We start from the raw sequence: 18,103 nt of genomic DNA on the forward strand, positions 1-18,103 counted from the left end.
CAGTTACTCAACGTAGTTTGCATGCGGCGACCGCAGGGCTGAACCTGGCTGCGGTGCAGGGTGAACTAGCAGGTGATCCAGATCAGTTTGTGCAATTCCCGGAGTTCATGGGGTGAAATGCGGTGAATATGCCAGCATCCGCCGTCACCACTGTTCTCGTGAGCGCCGGGGCTGCAGCCACCGCGAGGCCTCACACCGGTTCGCTCCGTTGCTCCACCGCCTGGGCCCGCGCCAACGCGGGATGTTCGTCCGCACCGACCGCGTTCCACGGAACAGGTGCGAGCCAGCCGCGCTGGTCTGTCTCGCTCAGCCGGCTCAGTCTCCACGGCTCGTACGGCGCCGGGGCAAGCGTCGCGAGCTCGCCGTCGATACTGCTGGATTCCAGCAGGCGTAGAAGGCGGCCCGGTTCGGCGAACCCCACCCGTGGGGAGATGAGATGGACGGGTCCGACGTCCACCCGCCAGCCGGCGATGTTCACCTCGAACTCGGGCTGCCGGATCCGCATGGAGTGCTCCGAGGCTAGGAGGCGTCCCAGCTCAGCCGTCCTGCCGTCGTCGTGGTTGATCCTCATCGGGATATGCAGCCACTGCGGAACCAGGACACAAGCACCTTCGATGACCAGGCGGGCCAGCCGCGCCTGAACCCGGTCGTACGTTGTGAACGATGTCGGCATGCGCTTGCGAGTCGACAGGTGCCTTTCAAGGGCTGCCAGATCTTCGACGAACTGATGCATCGCTTCAAGGACATCGTCGGCAGGGTCCTCGAACTGGTCGAGGGTGAACGCCGCGGCGACCTCAACATCGCGCCGGATAGCCATTTGCCTAGCCTCGCGGCAGATCGACCGTCGCAGTCGTAACGCCTCGACCGCGTCGGAGACCATCAGACCATCCACACTGAGCTGGACTTCAGCGCTGCCTGGTTCTTCGGCGCGGCGCGGTAGCAGGTATCGGAGTATGAGCCCGCCGTAGAAGGTCAGCTCCAGGGTTCCGCCCTCGGTCCCGGTGCCCGCATGGGTCACGACGCCATCATGCTCACTGAGCACGACACCGCTCGCGTCTTGCAGCTCGATCGAGAACCGGTCCTCGAGCCGCGGCCGCTTCGCCGCCGCGAAAGCCAGCATCCCTGGACCGTCGATGGTGATGAACGCAGGCCCGCTCACCTTTGAGGCAACGACCGGGACCCGGGCGGGCTCACCAACGCCGTACCCGATCGACCGCCGAAACGCCGCCCGGTCCTCTTCCGAGGCTGTCTCGGGGTCGAGGATGAACTGGGAGACGATCGGGCTCTTCTCGGGGGCGTCGGGGGACTTCGGTCGGGGCGTGATCGTCGTGACGCCGTCCTCGATGCGGAAGTCCGGCGCCCAGTACGGGTCCATGTCGCCGCCGCGAGCTGCGAGCAGCCGGACGCGCTCGGCGAGGTCGTCGCCGTCCGTGAGGACTGCCGTCGTCGCCTGATACTCACCGACCGCTTCGAGGATCGGATCGCGTTCGAGGTACCGTCGCACGGCGTCGTGCTCGGCGAGCAGGACATCAAGGCCGACACGATCGAGAATCTCGATCTGCGGCCCCTTCTGGCCGGCCAGCCCTTCGACGAATGTCCTCTCCCCCGGTGTCAGCTTGCAGGGCACGACCAGGACCCACCGCTGGGGACGGTGCCGTGCTGCCTGGTCGAACGACGCACGGATGTGCCGTTTCCTGCTCGATACCCCCAGCCCGCCGTCCGGGTAGTACTTGAACTGGTAGATCGTCAGCTCCCCCAACGCCGTCATGGCCTGGAAGTCGATCCCGCCATCACCGCCGCGTCCGTCGGGCGAGAGAGCACTCGCTCCTGGCTCGGCCCACTTCGCCTTCAGGAGCATCTCGACAGCCAAGTCGAACCGTTCACGGCCTATCTGCCGCCAGTCGATCACCACGAGCACGACGCTACCCGCGATCACTGACACGTTGATCTGCGCCGCGAGTCACGCGTCAGCTATCGGCGCAGCAGTCCTGCCGCATGCTCGACACGGCCCTTCGAGACGAGGCTGGTCTCCCCGACCGGTGTCACCAACTCCCCAACATCGGCGCTTGCATCGATCGCTCAGCGGTCCCCGATGTGACACACCTGGAACGCGAACGGGACACCCCGGGGTCACGCATAGGAGTCCTGCCGGACATCGCATGCGAACCGCGCGCTTCCGCGTCAAGGTCGTGTCCTCTCGGTGTCCCCCCGGATCACCGGCAACGACCTCGGGCGGCACGGCTACCCCCGCGACGGGCAGGTCCCGCACGCGAACCCTGCACGCCACGAGGTCTTGCAGTGCCCGCCGTCTTGGATGGCGGGATCCAAGCCCGGCCAGGGCGTCGAGGCCGAGCACGGAGCCACGGTCGACGAGCCGGGATGTGACATCATGCGCAAGGCCCCACCCGCAACCAGCAAGCCCGGCATTCCGCCAACCGCTTACGCAAGCCGGCAGAGCGAGGCCGACGAGTTGGAAGCGCGCATCAGGAAGTTCGTTGACGACCGCCCTCGCTTCTCGGCGGACCTCGTACGGCGATTAATCGAGCACTGACCGCACCGCCCGATCGTCGCTGAGCAAAGTGATGCGGGTCAGGACACCCCGGTTGCGGGAGAAGGTTTGCAGCTCGCGACGGGGCGTTGAGCCAGACCTCCTCGATCTCCGGGTCGTCGAGGTAGGGCTGCAGCGGGCCGAACCCGCCCACGGCGTCCGAGACCTCCCGAACCACGCGCTCCATGTCGGGCAACCCGAGGAGAAGACCGCGTGCAGCGCGGTCCGCATAGTCCGCAGCCGCTTCACGCACCAGATCGGTTAACCGGTCCGGCTCGGCCATCGGGTCCACGCCACGACGCCGGACGAGCTCACGCACCTCACTCTCCAGCAGCGCGATCCCGTCGGCTCGTGCCACGCCCCGTCCTTGGACGGCCATGCTTGCGTCCCCGGCATCGACCGCAGCCACCTGGCGCATTCCCGTCCGTTCCACCGCAGCGGGCATGGCCCTCCCCCTGACCTCGCACTGGCAGTTCCCCTGCTGGCGGTCCCCTGAAGATCGCCGATCCCGACTTTAGGAGCATCGGTCCGGAACCGCGCGTCACAGCGGGATGCCTGTGGATAACCTCTTGCCCCGACCCATGGACGGACCCACGCGCGAGCATCTCGGACAGCTCCGCGATCTCGCGCCTCAACACTTGCCAGCCAGTCGATAGCAGTTGTGCCAGCGAGTGCACGAGGGACCCAACTCGCACATCGGGAGCGTAGGACCGCGAAGATTCGTCTCGTAGGAGTACGAACATCGGTAGCGTGGGATGCTGCAAATCTGTAGCCTAGGACCGTGGACTACATCCCGAGAATCCTCGACCGTCGGTTGGACGACCTTCTCGAAGGGCTTCCCGCCGTGGCGATCGTCGGCCCCAAGGCAGTAGGGAAGACCGAGACAGTCTCACGGCGGGCGCGGTCGGTCCTGGACCTGGGCGACGAATTCGAGCTGAGCCTGATTCAGAACGATCCGGGCCGATTGACGAAGGCGAAGCGCCCGGTCCTCGTCGACGAATGGCAAGTACATCCGCCTGTCTGGGATGCGGTTCGGCGAGCCGTCGACCGCGGCGCGAATGCCGGAGACTTCCTGTTGACCGGCTCGGCGGCCCCGACGAAGAAGCCGATGCACTCCGGCGCTGGCCGCATCGTCCAGCTGCGCATGCGTCCGATGTCGCTCGCAGAGCGAGCGATCGGCGAGCCCTCGGTGTCGCTGGGTGCACTGCTCGCAGGAGGGCGCCCGCCGGTGTCGGGCGACTCCTCGGCCAGCCTCGAAGACTACGCCCAGGAGATCACCTCCTCAGGCTTTCCGGGGATACGGCGCCTCCCGGAGCGCTTCCGCAAGGACGCTCTCGACGGATACCTGGCGGCCGTGGTAGATCGCGACTTCCCGGAGCTCGGTCACGTCGTACGCCGTCCCGGAACACTCCGTGCCTGGCTGCGAGCATACGCGGCGGCGACATCGACGACCGCCTCGTACGCCTCGATACTCGAGGCCGCGACACCCGGGGACGCCGACAAGCCGGCGCGTACCACGACGGTCGCCTACCGCGAGATCCTGGAACGCATGTGGCTTGTCGAAGAGGTCCCGGCGTGGACGGGCATCGGCAGCATCATGGCGGCACTTGGCGCTTCGCCGAAGCACCAGATGTGCGATCCCGCACTGGCGGCACGACTCCTGAACGTCAGCAGTGACACGCTCCTGGAACGTGCAAATCCCGGTACCGTTCCACTCCCCCGCAACGGCTCGCTGATCGGAGCGTTCTTCGAGAGCCTGGTCACGCTATCCGTCCAGGTATACGCGGAAGCCCACGGAGCACGTGTCAGCCACCTGCGGACAAAACGCGGCGAACATGAGGTCGACCTCATTGTCGAACGCGGCGACGGCAAGATTGTGGCCATCGAGGTGAAGCTCACGGCAATCCCCGGCGGGGATGACGTCAAACACCTGAGGTGGCTCCAGGACAAGCTCGGCGACGACCTGCTCGACGCCGTTCTCATCACGACCGGACCCGCCGCATACCGACGTGACGACGGGATCGCCGTCATACCTGCGGAACTACTCGGCCCCTGAACCAGCACGCGTTACCCCAAGGCTGGCCAGGTCCGCGTCCCCAGCCGAGGACAGAAAACGGACGGGATGCGGTGTCGCACCCTACGGTGGTTCCATGACGATCTCGCGTATCACTGTGGACCCGGCGGTCATCGATGGCGTCCCGACGATCCGGGGCCTTCGTATCCCCGTTGCCACCGTCGTTGCGATGCTTGCGGACGGGATGAGCACGGACGAGATCGTCGCGGACCTGCCCGACCTGACTCCTGAGGATGTCACCGCTGCCCTGCGGTTCGCGGCCGATCTTGCCAGCGAGCGGCGCGTCCCCTGACGTCGGCCGCATGAGGCTCCGGCCGACCGGCGGTCACGAGGTGCAGCATCGCCGGCGTCGGCGAGGAAGAGATCCGCATCCGATCGTTGCCGATCGGCCGCGCACGGGAGTCCACGAACGACGCCTGACCAGCGCACCCGTGTCCGCCCCGGCTCAGGCCCTGCCGTGCTCGGCAACCCACAGCGGCAGCCCGGGGCAGTCGTGCGGTTCGCGCCGCGCGGTCCCGGACGCCACGGCCAGCACGTGTTCCACGTGGTCCGACGGCGTCGGACCACGCCCCGCCTGGAACCGCACCCAGAGCGGCGCCATCGCGAGCAGTCCCGGCCAGGCCTCCTCCAGGTGCTCGCACGCACAGCGACAACACCTCTGCGTCGTCCCAGGCAGTGATCGACCAGCGCCCACGCAAAGAGGGCGGGCGCGATCACACGCCGGAGGGCCAAGTGTTCACCTTCGCCAGGGCGTTCTGTGGATAACTTTCCCCATGGCCCGGGGTTATCCACCACATCCACAGGGTTGTCCACAAACGCGCAGGTAAAGAGGGTTGCCCGGGATGCCGGAGATGAACTCCCGGTGGACGGGCGGTGGCTATCGTCGTCCCCATGAGCACCCTCCATTCACCCGGCCGCGGCCGGGACCGCTGGCAGGACACCGCGAGCGCGGCGGGTCTTCTCGCCGCCGACGGCGGTGTCGCCGTCACGATCTTCGCCGAGATGTCGGCGTTCGCCGCTCGCACGGGCGCGATCAACCTCGGCCAGGGGTTTCCCGACGTCGACGGCCCCGAGTACGTCAAGCAGGCCGCGATCCGGGCCATCGAGGAGGGCCGCAACCAGTACGCACCGGGCGACGGTGTGCCGGAGCTGCGCCGGGCTGTCGCGGACCACCAGAAGCGGCACTACGGGCTGGACGTCGATCCCGACACCGAGGTGCTGGTCACCACCGGCGCGACCGAGGCGCTGACCGCCTCGGTCCTTGCGCTGACCCGGCCGGGTGACGAGGTGCTCACGCTCGAGCCGTTCTACGACTCGCACGCGGCAGCGATCGGCATGTCCGGGGCGACGCACGTCACCGCGCCGCTGCTGCCCGGCCCGGACGGCTTCCGGCTCGACGTCGACGCCCTCCGTGCGGCCGCGTCGCCGCGGCTGCGGATGATCCTGCTGAACTCGCCGCACAACCCGACCGGGGCCGTGCTGACGCGGGACGAGCTCGCGGCCGTCGCCGCCGTCGCCAGGGAGCACGACGCGATAGTCGTCACCGACGAGGTCTACGAGCGGCTCACCTTCGGTGCGGAGCACATCCCGATCGCCACGCTGCCCGGTATGGCCGAGCGCACGCTGACCATCTCGTCGTCGGGCAAGACGTTCTCGTTCACGGGCTGGAAGGTGGGCTGGCTGCACGGGCCGGCCGACCTGGTCACGGCGGTGCGGGCCGTCAAGCAGTTCCTCACCTACACCTCGGGGGCGCCGTTCCAGCCCGCCATCGCGCAGGCCCTGGCCGACGACGACACCCCGCGCGCCCTGGCCAGATCCCTCACCGGACGCCGGGACCTCCTGTGCGCGGGCCTGGAGGCAGCGGGCTTCACCGTCACCCGGCCGGCCGGGACGTACTTCGTGATGGCCGACAGCTCCGCCCTGCTCGACCGCCTCGGGCTGCGCGACGGCGTGGAACTGTGCCGGCGGCTGCCCGAGCTCGCCGGCGTGGTGGCGATCCCGGCGTCGGCGTTCTGCCGCGCGGGCTCGCCGACGGCGGCGGCACTGGCGGGGCACCTGCGCTTCACTTTCGTGAAGTCTCACGATGTACTCGTCCAGGCGGTCAACCAGTTGGCCAGGCTGCGCGGCTAGACCGTCACGCGGCGGTGCCGAACCGCAAGTTACACGTCACTGACGGCCCCGAACCGAAGACTGCACGTCGATCCGCGCCCTGATCGACGTGCAACCTGCGGCTCGGAGCCGGATGCACCAGCAACTTGCGGCTCGGCCCTCCGGCCCACCAACAACTTGCGGCTCGGCGACGCCGACGTTCCCAGCCAGCCGGCCAGCCAGCTACCGAGCTCGCGAGCACCGAGCCACTACCCCACGAGCAGCGAGACCGCCACGGCCAGCATGATCAGGGCGATCACGCCGTCGAGCACCCGCCAGGCGTTCGGGCGCCGCAGCACGGGCGCGAGCAGCCGCGCACCGTACGCCAGTGCGGCGAACCACGCGACGCTGGAGATCATCGCCCCGGCGCTGAACCACCAGCGCGCGTCGCCGTAGGCCGTCGCGACCGAGCCCTGGAGCACCACCGTGTCGAGGTAGACGTGCGGGTTCAGCCAGGTGAGCGCCAGCGTGGTGAGGACCACCGGCTTGAGCCGCCTGCCGGGGCTGTCGCCCAGGGCGCCGTCGGCAGCGGCGGCGAGCGCGGTGTCGCCCCGCACCGCCCGCCAGGCGGCCATGGCCCCATAGCCGAGCACGACGGCGGCGCCGAGCCAGCGCACGACGACCACTGCGTCGGGCCACCGCTCGACGAGCGGGCCGAAGCCGGCGGCTCCCGCGGCGTAGAGGGCGACGTCGGACACCGCGCAGACAGCCGCCACGATGCCGACGTGCTCGCGGCGCAGCCCCTGACGCAGCACGAAGGCGTTCTGGGCGCCGATGGCGACGATGAGCGAGAGACCGAATCCGAGTCCGGCGAGCAGAGCGAGCATGGCCTCACGCTAGGCAGCGCAGGGTCATGAAGACCAGTTCATGTTTCTGACGCTGCATTAGCAAAGCTGAAGATGGACCACACTGGACCCATGCGATGGGACTCCCGCCAGCTCGAAGCGCTGGCCGCCGTGGTCACCGAGGGCTCGTTCGACGCGGCCGCGCGGGCGCTGCACGTGACGCCGTCGGCGGTGAGCCAGCGCATCCGCGCGCTGGAGAACGCGGCGGGCAGCGTGCTGGTGCGCCGCGCTCGCCCGGTCGTCGCCACCGCGCCCGGACAGGCCCTGCTGCGGCTCGCCCGGCAGACGGAGCTGCTCGGCGCGGAGGTCGCCGCGGAGCTCGGCGCGGACGACACCGGAGCACCGGACGGTCTCGTCACGGTGCCGCTGGCGGTCAGCGCGGACTCGCTGGCCACCTGGGTGCTGCCCGCACTGGCCCAGGTCGACGGCGTCACCTTCGACCTGCACCGCGCCGACGACACCCGCACCGCCGACCTGCTCCGCGAGGGGGTGGTGATGGCGGCGGTCACCTCGCAGACCGCGCAGGTCCAGGGCTGCCGCAGCACGCCGCTCGGCACCATGCGGTACCGCCCGGCCTGCACCCGCGCCTTCGCACGGCGCTGGTTCCCCGGCGGCCCGACGCCGGAGGCCCTTGGCGCGGCGCCCGTCGTCGTCTTCGACCGGACCGACGACCTGCAGGACATGTACCTGCGCGAGCACGCGCCACGGGCCAGGCCGCCGCGGCACCACGTCCCGAGCACCGTCGAGTACGAGGAGACCATCCGGCTCGGCCTGGGCTGGGGCATGCTGCTGGACCGCCCCACGATCGGTGGGCTCCAGGAGGGCACCGGCGGCGGCATGACGTTGCTGGAGCCCGACGCCGTTCTCGACATCCCGCTCCACCTGCAGCAGTGGAAGCTCCGCTCCACCGTGCTCGACCGGGTCACGGCCGCGCTGCGAAAAGAAGCAACACGCCGATTGCTGCCTGCGTGAAATCTGGACGTACCCCCATCATTAACCCTGATTCAGTCCTTCCGCACTTCCGAATCATGAACCGGACATCCGCTGTCCGACTTCCTACCGTTCAGTCATGCTTTCCGCCCTTGCCGGCATGGCCTTCGGCCTCTCGCTCATCGTCGCCGTCGGGGCGCAGAACATCTTCGTCCTTCGCCAGGGACTGCGGAGAGAGCACGTCGGCCTGGTGGCAGGGATCTGCGCCGTCAGCGACCTCCTGCTCATCTCGGCCGGGGTCGGCGGACTCGGCGCCCTGATCCAGAGCGCGCCGCTCGTGGTCGAGATCGCGCGGTGGGCGGGCGCCCTCGTCGTGCTGGTCTACGGCGGCATGGCGGGATACCGCGCCGTGAAGGGTCAGCGGGTGGTGATGGGACGGCACAGCATGACCAACCGCACCGTGGGCGCCGCCGTCGCGACCACCCTCACCCTGACCTGGCTGAACCCGCACGTCTACCTCGACACGGTGGTGCTCGTGGGTGGGCTCGCGGCGACGCACGGCGACGACCGCTGGTGGTTCGGGCTCGGCGCGTGCGTCGCCAGCACCGCGTGGTTCGTCGCGCTCGGCTACGGAGCGCGCTACCTCGCACCGTTGCTCGAGAAGCCCGGTGCGTGGCGGGTCCTCGACTCCGTCATCGCGCTCACCATGCTGGTCGTCGGGGCGTCCCTGATCCTCGGCTGAGCCCCGCCGGTCAGGCGCAGACACCCTCCAGCAGGACCTCAGGGCTCGGGCTCGGCTTCGACTTCGGCTTGTCAGCGGTGCCACCGTCGGCCGTGCCGGTCTCGTCGGCGGCATCCCCGGTGTCGTCGGCGGGCGCGTCGCCCTCGCCCTCCGCGCCTGCTCCGTCGTCGGCCGAGCCCTCCTGGGGCTCGCCGCTCGTGCTCGGCGCGACCGACGGCTCCGCGTCGGGCAGCACGACCTCCTCCGGCGGGGTGTCCGACGCCATGCGCTCGAAGATCTCAGCGGCCTCCGGCTGCCAGGCCAGGCCGCCACGGCCGCCCTCGGTGGTGTCGTACACCGGCACCTTCGACATGATGATGTTCCGCTGGTTGATCTCGCGCAGGGACCAGGCGAGACCCGCGACCTTGCCAGGGTTCGCGATGGCCGGGTCGGCGCTCAGGGAACCGAGCGCCGCGTTGATCAGGCGGAAGGTCTTGGTCGGGTCGGCGAGAGTCTCGGCGGACAAGATCTGCCGGAGCGTCGCGTTGATGAACGACTGCTGCCGCTCGATCCGCGTGAGGTCGCTGCCCATCTCGAGCCCCATGCCGGTGCCCTTGCGCACCCGGAGGAACTGGATGGCCGTCTTGCCGTCGATCCGGTTCTCACCGGCCGGCAGGTCGATGCGGGCCGAGGCGGGGTCCCCGTGCAGCGCCTCGGGCAGGCACAGCTTCACGCCGCCGATCGCGTCGACGACGTCGATCACCCCGTTCATCTTGACCACCGCGTGGTTCGTCACCGTCACGCCGGTCATGGCGTTGACCGTGTTGATGGTGCACGCGGCAGCGTGCTTGAGCGACGAACCGCCGCTGCCGACCTCGAAGGACGCGTTGAACTTGTCGCGGTACGGCTGCGTCTGGCTGCCGTCGGGGAGCTTGCAGGACGGGATGTCGACGAACGTGTCGCGTGGGATGGACGCGATCTCGATCCACTGCCGGTCCGCCGAGATGTGCACCAGCATCGTCGTGTCCGACCGCATCCCGCTGACCGACCCGCCGATGTCGGCGTTCGTCCCGTCGCGGATGTCCGTACCCATCAGCAGCAGGTTGACCGGCTCGCCCTTGAACGGGTCCGAGGGGTCCTTCGGCTTGACCTGCTCGGCCACCAAGCCCTCCAGGTCCTGGACCTCGATCTGCGCGACGGCGTTGTGATAGACCGTCGCGGCCGCAGCGGAGCCGAAGGCCATGGCGCCGACGACCCCCATCGTGATCCCGCGGAACACGAACATCTTGCGCCAGCTGCGGACGTGACGCGGTTGCCGTTCACCCGATCGCGCGTGTCGGGGAACGCCCTTCGGCACCTCGCCGACAGGTCGGGCCGCCGTCCAGAAGTCAGTCACCACGCACCGGAGACTATGGCCTCGGTGCGACGAACGTGTAACTAAGTGCTGTCGTTCCCAGGCGATCTTCAGGCCGCATTTCGGGTTCAGTCCGCACAGACGCCCGGCAGCCGCGAGGGCGACGGAGACGCGTCAGGGGTGCCAGTCCGCGCCGTCCCGGGCTCCGTGTCCGTCTTCGCACCGCCGTCCGGCCCCGACGGCGACCCAGACGGCTCGTCCCCGGGCGGCGGCTCGTCGGCCGCCATCCGCTCCCAGATCGCCGCGGCGTCCTCGGTCCAGACCACCCGGTTGGCGTCGGTCGGAGCGGGCGCCACGGGCAGCTCGGTGAACACGATCTCGGCCGGCTCGATGTTCCGGATGCTGTAGGCCAGGCCGGCGAGCGCCGCCGGGTCGGCGAGGCCGGGGTCCGCGGTGATCGCGCGGAGGACCGCCTGGACGGTGCGGTACAGCCGCGGCGAGCTGGTCAGGACGTTCTGGTCGAGCACCTGCCGCACCAGCGAGTCCACGAATGCCTGCTGTCGTGCGATCCGCGTCAGGTCGCTGCCCTGCTCGAGACCGAGGCCGGTGCCGTGCCGGGCGCGCAGAAAGCCGATGGCTTCGCGGCCGTCGAGGACCTGCTCGCCGGCCGGCAGCTCGAACCGCCCGTACGCCGGGTCCTGGACCAGCGGTTCGGGCAGGCACATGCGCACCCCGCCGAGCGCGTCGACGACGTCGACCACGCCGTCCATCTGCACCACCATGTGGTTGGTGACGGGGACGCCCGTGAGGCTCTGCACCGTGGAGATGGTGCAGGCAGCGGCGTGCGTGACGTCCTCCTCCGCACCGCCACCGATCGTGAACGCGCTGTTGAACATGCCGTAGGTGGCGCCGGACTCGGTGCCGTCGGGCAGCTTGCAGGACGGGATCTCGACGAGCGAGTCGCGCGGGATGGAGACCACCTCGATGCGCGACCGGTCCCCTGAGATGTGCACCAGCATGGTGGTGTCCGAGCGCATCCCGCCGTCGCCCGCGCCCGCGATCTCGGTGTTCTCGCCGCCGCGCTGGTCGGTGCCCAGCACGAGGATGTTGAGGCTGCGGCCGGTGAACGGGTCGTCCGGGTCCGCCGACGGCGTCGGGCCCTGGACGAGTCCGGACACGTCGCTCACGCCGATCTGCTGTTTCAGGTCGAGGTAGGCGACGACACCACCGACGGCCACGAGGGCGAGCGCACCGACGACGAAGAGCGCCGCGGCTCGCGCGACGCGATGACTTCGCTGGGTATGGACGTGCCGGGGCACATGTGGAGCATAGGCATGTACCCCGGCACGGGGCCTCTTAAGTACTCGCTGGTCAGCTCACCGCGGCGACGCCGAGGTCCGGGTTGTCCGTGAAGAAGCCGTCCAGGCCGGCCTCCAGGAACACCTGGACCTCGCCCACCATGTCGCCGATCCCGTTCGGGTCGTCCGACGAGCGGAAGTCCGCGGCGAGGAACTGGTTCTCGCGCCGGAACGTCCAGGAGTGCACCTCGAGGCCGGCGTCGTGCGCGTCGTCGATGACGGGGCTCGGTGCCGCCAGCGTGCCGTCGGCGTTGCGCGGGATCAGCACGTTCTTCTCGGCGCCGATGCCGTCGGCGTAGGTCGCGATCTCGCGCAGCCCTCGGCGGGTGACCAGGTCCGCGTAGGTGCGCGGGTCGCCGTCGGCCACGAGGTCGTAGGGTGCGCCGCTGCTGCTGACGAGCTGGCCGAGGCGGACGTCGGTCATCGTGTCGAGGTCCTGCAGGTTGCTCACCTCGAACGACTGGACGATCACCGGGGCGTTCGCGCGGTCGAAGCCGCCCAGGCGCAGCTCGCGCACGAGCGGCTCCTCCAGGGACAGGCCCACGCCGTCGAAGTAGGTGGGGTGCTTGGTCTCCGGGTAGACGCCGACGGGCGCCCCGTCGCAGGTGCGGCTGTTGCGGGCCAGGTCGAGGACCTCGTCGAGCGTCGGGATCTGGTAGAGCCCGTCGAACGGGGTGTTCTGCGGCCGGACCTGCGGCAAGCGCTCCTTGGCCCGCAGGGTGCGCAGCTCGGCGAGGGTGAAGTCCTCGGTGAACCAGCCGGTGATCCGGGTGCCGTCGATCGTCTTCGTCGTGCGACGGTCGGTGAACTCCGGGTGCGTCGCGACGTCCGTCGTGCCGCCGATCTCGTTCTCGTGGCGGGCGACCAGCACGCCGTCCTTGGTGGAGACCACGTCGGGCTCGATGTAGTCCGCGCACTGGTTGATGGCGGTCTCGTACGCGGCGAGCGTGTGCTCCGGCCGGTAGCCGGAGGCCCCGCGGTGCCCGACGACGGTCACGCCGTCGTCGGTCACGCGCTTCTTCTTGAGGTCCACGAGGGCCATCTCGGTGTCGTCCGGCGTGCCGGTGACGCGCGCGTCGTTGCCGGGGTAGTTGTTGTCGTTGCCGATCAGCAGCGTGTCGCGGTCGACGAACAGGACGGTCTCGAAGGACTGCACGGGCAGGCTGAAGGTGTCGCCGAGGCCGTAGCCCTCGCCTGCGTCGATGCCGCGCGGGTTGTCGATGCGGAGCGCGTCCACGACGAGCTCCTTGCGGACGTAGCCGTCCCGGTCCGTGCGGCTCAGGTCGATCTCGTACACGCGCTTGGTCACCGACTGGTCGCCCTCGAAGTCGTCCCGCTCGATGAGCAGCATCGAGTCGCGGCCGGTCGCGAAGGCGTCGCCGATCACGTTGGCCTCGCGGTCCGTCTGGTACGCCCAGCGCTCGCCCGTGTACTCGCCCTTGCGGGTGTCGAACTGGTAGATCCAGCGGCGACGGGCGTCGTCGTCGTCGGCCAGCGCACCCTCGACCACCGGGTAGAGGTACCGGCCGCTGCCCGCCATGGCCTCGAACCCGCGGCTGCTGCCGACGTTCGGCTGCTCGCCGGGCGCGAGGTACGGGTTCGCGGGCGACTTGCCGTCCGGGAACTCGAACGGCGCCTCGAGCAGCGTGCCGTCGGCGTCGAAGTGCAGCAGGAACGGGCCGAACTCCTCGCCCACCCACAGCGTGCCGTCCTTGGCTCGCACCACCGACTCGATGTCGAAGTCGGCACCGGTGAGCAGCCGCTCGTCGGTGTCCTCGTGCACGATGTCGAAGTCCAGGACGTCGTCGCGGTCGTTGTACTCGATGTGGTCGAGCACCTCGATGTCGCCGGAACCCTTGCGGCCGGTGTCCCACTGCGGGCGAACCAGGTAGTTGCGCAGCAGGAAGTCGGCGGAGTTGCCCTTGGCCCCGAAGCCGTTGTCGGGCTGGGCCCAGAAGGTCCCGTCCTCGTTGTCGATCATCGCGGAGAAGCCGGGGATGACCTGGCCGTCCCAGGGACCCTGACGCCCGTTGCCGGGGCTCGCGGCGGCGCCCGACGGCGGGCCGTCGGCCAGGTGGTCGGCCGACAGCGTGGCTCGTCCGGCCAGGGTGGCGGCGAGGTGGGAGCCGCCGCGGTGCTCGGGCCCCGAACCGGGACCGTGCTGGGGCCCGGCGACGGCGACGGCCGCGGGAAGCAGCAGCGTTGCTGCTGCCGCGGCGGCCACCGCGCGCGAGGCGCGGTTACGCATGGGTGTGCTCATGCGTGCGAGCCAAGACGGCGGAGCCGTCGTCCACGTGAATCCCGTCCGACGGCGGGGTGAACAGTCAGATCGGCGTGTGCCAGCCGCCCTTGCGGTAGGCGGGGGTGGCCGCGGCCAGCACGACGAACGCGGTGAGACCCGAGCCGAGCATCACCGCGGACATCGCGACGGTGCCGCTGCCGAGCAGTCCGACGATCGGCGAGACCAGGCCGGCCAGCAGTGACTGGATGGCACCGATCATCGCGGCCGACGTACCGGCGATCTCGCCGTGCCGCGAGAGCGCCAGCGCCGAGGCGTTGGCGGGGATGAGGCCCTGGAAGGCGAGCACGAGCCACAGCGCGACCAGCAGTCCGATCAGGCCACCGAGCTGCGTCACCGCGACGACGACCAGCACCACGGACATCAGCACCTGAGCCACGATGGCCGTGCGCAACAGCCGGATGGGCGCGACCCGCCGGACCAGCGACGCGTTGACCTGCGCGGAGAGCACCAGGCCGAGACCGTTGATGGCGAACAGGAGCGAGAACTGCCCGTGGGTGAGGCCGTAGCCCTGCTGGAACACGAACGGGGAGCCCACCACGTAGCTCATGACGACGCCCATGCCGAGCCCCGGGATGAGGGCGAGCGCCATGAAGTGCCGGTCGCGCAGGAGCGTGCGGTAGCCGCGCAGCACGGAGGACGCCCCGCCCGTCGTTCGGCGGGCGACCGGGTTGGTCTCCGGCATCACGAAGAACACGATGACCGCGAGGGAAGCCCCGATCAGGGCGAGCACCACGAAGATCCAGCGCCAGGCGAACGCCTCCAGCACGATCGAACCGAGCGACGGCGCGAGCATCGGCGCCACGCCGATCACGAGCATGAGGCGCGAGAGGATGCGAGCCGCCTCGGCACCCACGAAACGGTCGCGCACCGTGGCCATCGCGGCGACGCTCGCCGCCGAGTTGAAGAAGCCCTGCACGAGGCGCAGGCCGATGAGCATGTACATGTCGTCGACGACGGCGCACGCCAGGGAGACGAGAACGTGCATCCCGATGCCGATCATCAGCGGCAGCCGGCGGCCGAAGCGGTCCGTCAGCGGGCCGATGACGAGCTGGCCGAGGGCACCACCGATGAGCATGCAGGAGACGGTGAGCTGGGCGAGCGCGTCGGACCCGCCGAGGTCGGCGGCGACCTGCGGGAGTGCGGGCAGATACATGTCGACGGTGAGGGCGGGCAGGCACGCCAGCGCACCGAGCATGATCACCCACTTGAGGGCCGATCGAGGCGACGGAGCGCGGCGTCCGGGCGTGGCAGAGGGCACGCCCGACGGCGCTTCGGATGGCATGCGCACGATCCTATCGAATCGATACGAAGGTGGACAGGGTGATTTGGGTCTCTCACGAAGAATTTTGCCCCCGTTCACCGTCGCCCGCTGTTCGGGACTGCCGCGAGTGTCAGTGGTCCGGGGCATGCTGGTCCCATGTGCGGACGCTTCGCCTCCTTCACGGAGACCCAGGACCTCGCCGACCAGCTCGCCATCGCCGAGCTCGCCGAGGACGCGCGGCTGCTACCGCCGTCGTGGAACGTGGCGCCGACCGACCCGGTGCGAATCGTCGTCGAGCGGGCGGCCCGTGACTCCACCGACGTGACCCGTTCGATGCGGCTGGCCCGCTGGGGGCTCGTCCCGTCCTGGGCCAAGGACCCCGGCGTGGGCGCCCGCATGATCAACGCACGCTCCGAGACGCTGCTCGACAAGCCGGCGTTCGCCAAGCCGTTCGCGGCGCGCCGTTGCCTGGTGCTCGCCGACGGCTACTACGAGTGGCGCAAGCTGGCGCTTCCGGACGCCGGCTCGAAGAAGACCCTGAAGCAGCCCTACTGGATCCACCCCGCGGACTCCGGTGTGGTGGCGGCCTTCGCGGGCCTCTACGAGTTCTGGCGCAACCCGGCGGCGAGCGAGACCGACCCCGACCGCTGGCTGGTGTCGACCACGGTGGTGACCCGCCCGGCGTCGGACCGCATGGCTCCCATCCACGACCGCATGCCGCTCGTCCTGCCGCCGGAGACCTGGGACGCGTGGCTGGATCCGGCGGTCCGCGACGCCTCGGACCTGCTGCAGGTCGACAACGCGCCGCTGACGGTGCGTCCGGTGGGCGATGCGGTGGGCTCGGTCCGGAACGAGGGCCCGGAGCTCATCGCAGCGGACCCTGACCCGAGGGACCTGGAGCCCGTGCAGATCTGATGGACATCACGAGGCGCTGACCGTGCTGGATCGTTGCATATACGCAACTTGGCGAGCGGATGCCCCGGTTCCTCTACACACTTAGGTCATGACGATTGAGACCGGCAGCAGCTCGGAGCCTACGGGCTACAAGGAGTTCATCGCAGACCTGAAGCAGCGAGTCCGCACGACGCAGTTCCGCGCGGTGCGTGCGGCCAACACCGAGGTGCTGCGGCTGTACTGGTCGGTGGGCCGGGACATCCTCGACCGCCAGAAGGACGAGGGGTGGGGCGCCAAGGTCGTGGACCAGATATCGGCGGACCTGCGACGGGAATTTCCGGACCAGAGAGGGTGGACCCGCCGCAACCTCATGTACATGAAGGCACTCGCGTCTACCTGGCCGATGGTTGACGAATTTGTGCCACAGGCTGTGGCACAAACTCCTTGGGGACACGTCCGGGTTCTCCTCGACAAGTTGACGACTCGCCAGGACAGGGAATGGTACGCCGCCAAGACTGTCGAGAACGGCTGGTCTCGAGCCAGCCTCGAGTTCGAGATCAAGATGGACCTCAAGAGCCGCCTGGGCTCCGCCCCGTCCCGCATCAGTGGCCCGGCGAGGAGCAGCGCCGTGAGGAACTGTGAGGACGTCCCGGCGTCCAGGCGGACCACGCCGCCGGCGAGACCCGCAGCACGCACGGTCACGGGGTGGTGGTCGGCCTCGCCGCCGAACTCCAGGGTGGCCCCTAGCTCGCGCAGCGCCTGGGTGAGCGGGGCCATCGGACGGCGCCGCATCTGCGCCGAGGAGTCGAACGCGTAGCTGCCGCTACCGGTTGCCGCCAGGACCGGCAGGAAGCGCGACGTCGTGGCGCCGTCCCTGGTGAACACGCCCGCCGAGCCGTGGGCGCGGCACGGTCACCCAGCGAACGGCCTACGTCGCGGGCAGCAGCTCGTCCAGCGTCCGGAGCCGGTCCGCGATCTCCGGGTGCCGGTCGTGCCGGTCCAGCAGCACCGCGCCCAGCCCGGCGTCGAGCGGGCCCTGGTAGTCCTTCTCCAGGTCGTTGCCCACCATCCGGACGTCGCCCGGCGCGACGCCCAGGATGTCGCACGTGGCGGCGTACGCACGCGGGTCGGGCTTGCCCGCCGGCAGGTCGTTCGACGCGACGACGACGTCGAGGTGCTCCGCCAGCCCGGTGCGCTCCAGCTTGAGCCGCTGGTGGACGGAGTCGCCGTTGGTGAGCACAGCGACGACGAGACCGGCGTCGCGCACCCGGCGCAGGGCGGGCGCCGCGTCGTCGAACGCGGTCCAGGCGCGCTCGTAGCGGGTCAGGTAGCCGGTGAAGAGCTCGTCGGCCTCGTCGTCGGTGGCGTCGGCGCCCAGGAACTCGCGCACCCGGATCCGACGCTGCTCGGCGAACGTGATCTCGCGCCGCTGGTAGCGCCCGTAGGCCTCCTCCGCGATGGTGCCCCACGCGGTGACCAGCTCACCCAGGTCGTCGAGGTCCAGACCCAGCTCGGGCAACCAGCCCAGGAGCGCCGTGCGGGAGGCGCCCTCCTGGTCCACGAGTGTGTCGTCGAGATCGAAGAGAACGACTTTCAGCACGTTCGCATCGTGTCATAGACCCGCGAGCGAGCGGGACGCCGACCAGCCGGGCCGGCCCTGCGTAGGCT

Annotated in this window: 15 protein-coding genes and 2 pseudogenes; 7 read left to right on the forward strand and 10 right to left on the reverse strand. The window is 69.7% G+C overall.

Annotated elements, in window-relative coordinates:
- Nucleotides 1-190: 190 nt before the first annotated feature.
- Both AB0F40_RS08735 and AB0F40_RS08740 read right to left on the reverse strand, forming a co-directional pair.
- Nucleotides 191-1,912: a hypothetical protein gene (locus AB0F40_RS08735; RefSeq protein WP_357465735.1), complete on the reverse strand. Its 1,722-nt coding sequence runs from the start codon at nt 1,910-1,912 to the stop codon at nt 191-193.
- A 571-nt stretch (nt 1,913-2,483) separates the two neighbouring features.
- Complete coding sequence (locus tag AB0F40_RS08740; protein WP_357465736.1) at nt 2,484-2,906, reverse strand: hypothetical protein; 423 nt, start codon at nt 2,904-2,906, stop codon at nt 2,484-2,486.
- A 423-nt stretch (nt 2,907-3,329) separates the two neighbouring features.
- Between AB0F40_RS08740 and AB0F40_RS08745 the strand changes: the two genes are divergently transcribed.
- Entirely contained in the window at nt 3,330-4,604 is a 1,275-nt protein-coding gene (locus AB0F40_RS08745) for a DUF4143 domain-containing protein (RefSeq protein ID WP_357465737.1), read from the forward strand.
- 94 nt (nt 4,605-4,698) lie between these two features.
- Entirely contained in the window at nt 4,699-4,914 is a 216-nt protein-coding gene (locus tag AB0F40_RS08750) for a DUF433 domain-containing protein (protein ID WP_357465738.1), read from the forward strand.
- Nucleotides 4,915-5,067: 153 nt separating this feature from the next.
- Here AB0F40_RS08750 and AB0F40_RS08755 read toward each other — a convergent pair whose 3' ends face one another.
- Entirely contained in the window at nt 5,068-5,223 is a 156-nt protein-coding gene (locus AB0F40_RS08755) for a hypothetical protein (protein WP_357465739.1), read from the reverse strand.
- 290 nt (nt 5,224-5,513) lie between these two features.
- Between AB0F40_RS08755 and AB0F40_RS08760 the strand changes: the two genes are divergently transcribed.
- The gene (locus AB0F40_RS08760; RefSeq protein ID WP_357465740.1) at nt 5,514-6,752 is read left to right on the forward strand and encodes an aminotransferase class I/II-fold pyridoxal phosphate-dependent enzyme; all 1,239 of its coding nucleotides are present in this window, start codon (nt 5,514-5,516) and stop codon (nt 6,750-6,752) included.
- A gap of 227 nt (nt 6,753-6,979) precedes the next feature.
- Here AB0F40_RS08760 and AB0F40_RS08765 read toward each other — a convergent pair whose 3' ends face one another.
- The gene (locus tag AB0F40_RS08765) at nt 6,980-7,597 is read right to left on the reverse strand and encodes a LysE/ArgO family amino acid transporter (RefSeq protein WP_357465741.1); all 618 of its coding nucleotides are present in this window, start codon (nt 7,595-7,597) and stop codon (nt 6,980-6,982) included.
- 90 nt (nt 7,598-7,687) lie between these two features.
- Between AB0F40_RS08765 and AB0F40_RS08770 the strand changes: the two genes are divergently transcribed.
- Together AB0F40_RS08770 and AB0F40_RS08775 are read left to right on the forward strand one after the other, a co-directional pair.
- Nucleotides 7,688-8,587 (forward strand): LysR family transcriptional regulator ArgP, encoded by a 900-nt coding sequence (locus AB0F40_RS08770; protein WP_357465742.1) that lies wholly within the window; start codon nt 7,688-7,690, stop codon nt 8,585-8,587.
- Nucleotides 8,588-8,684: 97 nt separating this feature from the next.
- Complete coding sequence (locus tag AB0F40_RS08775; RefSeq protein WP_357465744.1) at nt 8,685-9,287, forward strand: LysE/ArgO family amino acid transporter; 603 nt, start codon at nt 8,685-8,687, stop codon at nt 9,285-9,287.
- 10 nt (nt 9,288-9,297) lie between these two features.
- Here AB0F40_RS08775 and AB0F40_RS08780 read toward each other — a convergent pair whose 3' ends face one another.
- The 4 genes from AB0F40_RS08780 to AB0F40_RS08795 all read right to left on the reverse strand — a co-directional run bounded on the left by AB0F40_RS08780 (nt 9,298) and on the right by AB0F40_RS08795 (nt 15,562).
- Complete coding sequence (locus AB0F40_RS08780; protein WP_357465746.1) at nt 9,298-10,665, reverse strand: LCP family protein; 1,368 nt, start codon at nt 10,663-10,665, stop codon at nt 9,298-9,300.
- A gap of 83 nt (nt 10,666-10,748) precedes the next feature.
- Nucleotides 10,749-11,939, reverse strand: coding sequence for an LCP family protein (locus tag AB0F40_RS08785; protein WP_357465749.1), 1,191 nt, complete (start codon nt 11,937-11,939; stop codon nt 10,749-10,751).
- Between the two features lie 52 nt (nt 11,940-11,991).
- The gene (locus AB0F40_RS08790) at nt 11,992-14,238 is read right to left on the reverse strand and encodes an esterase-like activity of phytase family protein (protein ID WP_357465752.1); all 2,247 of its coding nucleotides are present in this window, start codon (nt 14,236-14,238) and stop codon (nt 11,992-11,994) included.
- A 64-nt stretch (nt 14,239-14,302) separates the two neighbouring features.
- Entirely contained in the window at nt 14,303-15,562 is a 1,260-nt protein-coding gene (locus AB0F40_RS08795; protein WP_357465754.1) for a multidrug effflux MFS transporter, read from the reverse strand.
- Nucleotides 15,563-15,697: 135 nt separating this feature from the next.
- On the opposite strand from AB0F40_RS08795, the gene AB0F40_RS08800 reads away from it, so the two are divergent.
- Together AB0F40_RS08800 and AB0F40_RS08805 are read left to right on the forward strand one after the other, a co-directional pair.
- Nucleotides 15,698-16,456 carry an SOS response-associated peptidase gene (locus AB0F40_RS08800; RefSeq protein ID WP_357465756.1) on the forward strand — a complete coding sequence of 253 codons (759 nt, stop codon included), beginning with the start codon at nt 15,698-15,700 and terminating at the stop codon, nt 16,454-16,456.
- Nucleotides 16,457-16,544: 88 nt separating this feature from the next.
- A pseudogene (locus AB0F40_RS08805) lies at nt 16,545-16,994 on the forward strand (DUF1016 N-terminal domain-containing protein); the annotation flags it as partial.
- A 92-nt stretch (nt 16,995-17,086) separates the two neighbouring features.
- Here the strand turns inward: AB0F40_RS08805 and AB0F40_RS08810 are convergent.
- Together AB0F40_RS08810 and AB0F40_RS08815 are read right to left on the reverse strand one after the other, a co-directional pair.
- A pseudogene (locus tag AB0F40_RS08810) lies at nt 17,087-17,320 on the reverse strand (3-phosphoshikimate 1-carboxyvinyltransferase); the annotation flags it as partial.
- A 43-nt stretch (nt 17,321-17,363) separates the two neighbouring features.
- Nucleotides 17,364-18,035: an HAD family hydrolase gene (locus AB0F40_RS08815; RefSeq protein ID WP_357465758.1), complete on the reverse strand. Its 672-nt coding sequence runs from the start codon at nt 18,033-18,035 to the stop codon at nt 17,364-17,366.
- Nucleotides 18,036-18,103 lie beyond the last annotated feature (68 nt).

It is taken from the genome of Promicromonospora sp. NPDC023987 (genome assembly GCF_040639055.1).
Lineage (GTDB): Bacteria > Actinomycetota > Actinomycetes > Actinomycetales > Cellulomonadaceae > Promicromonospora.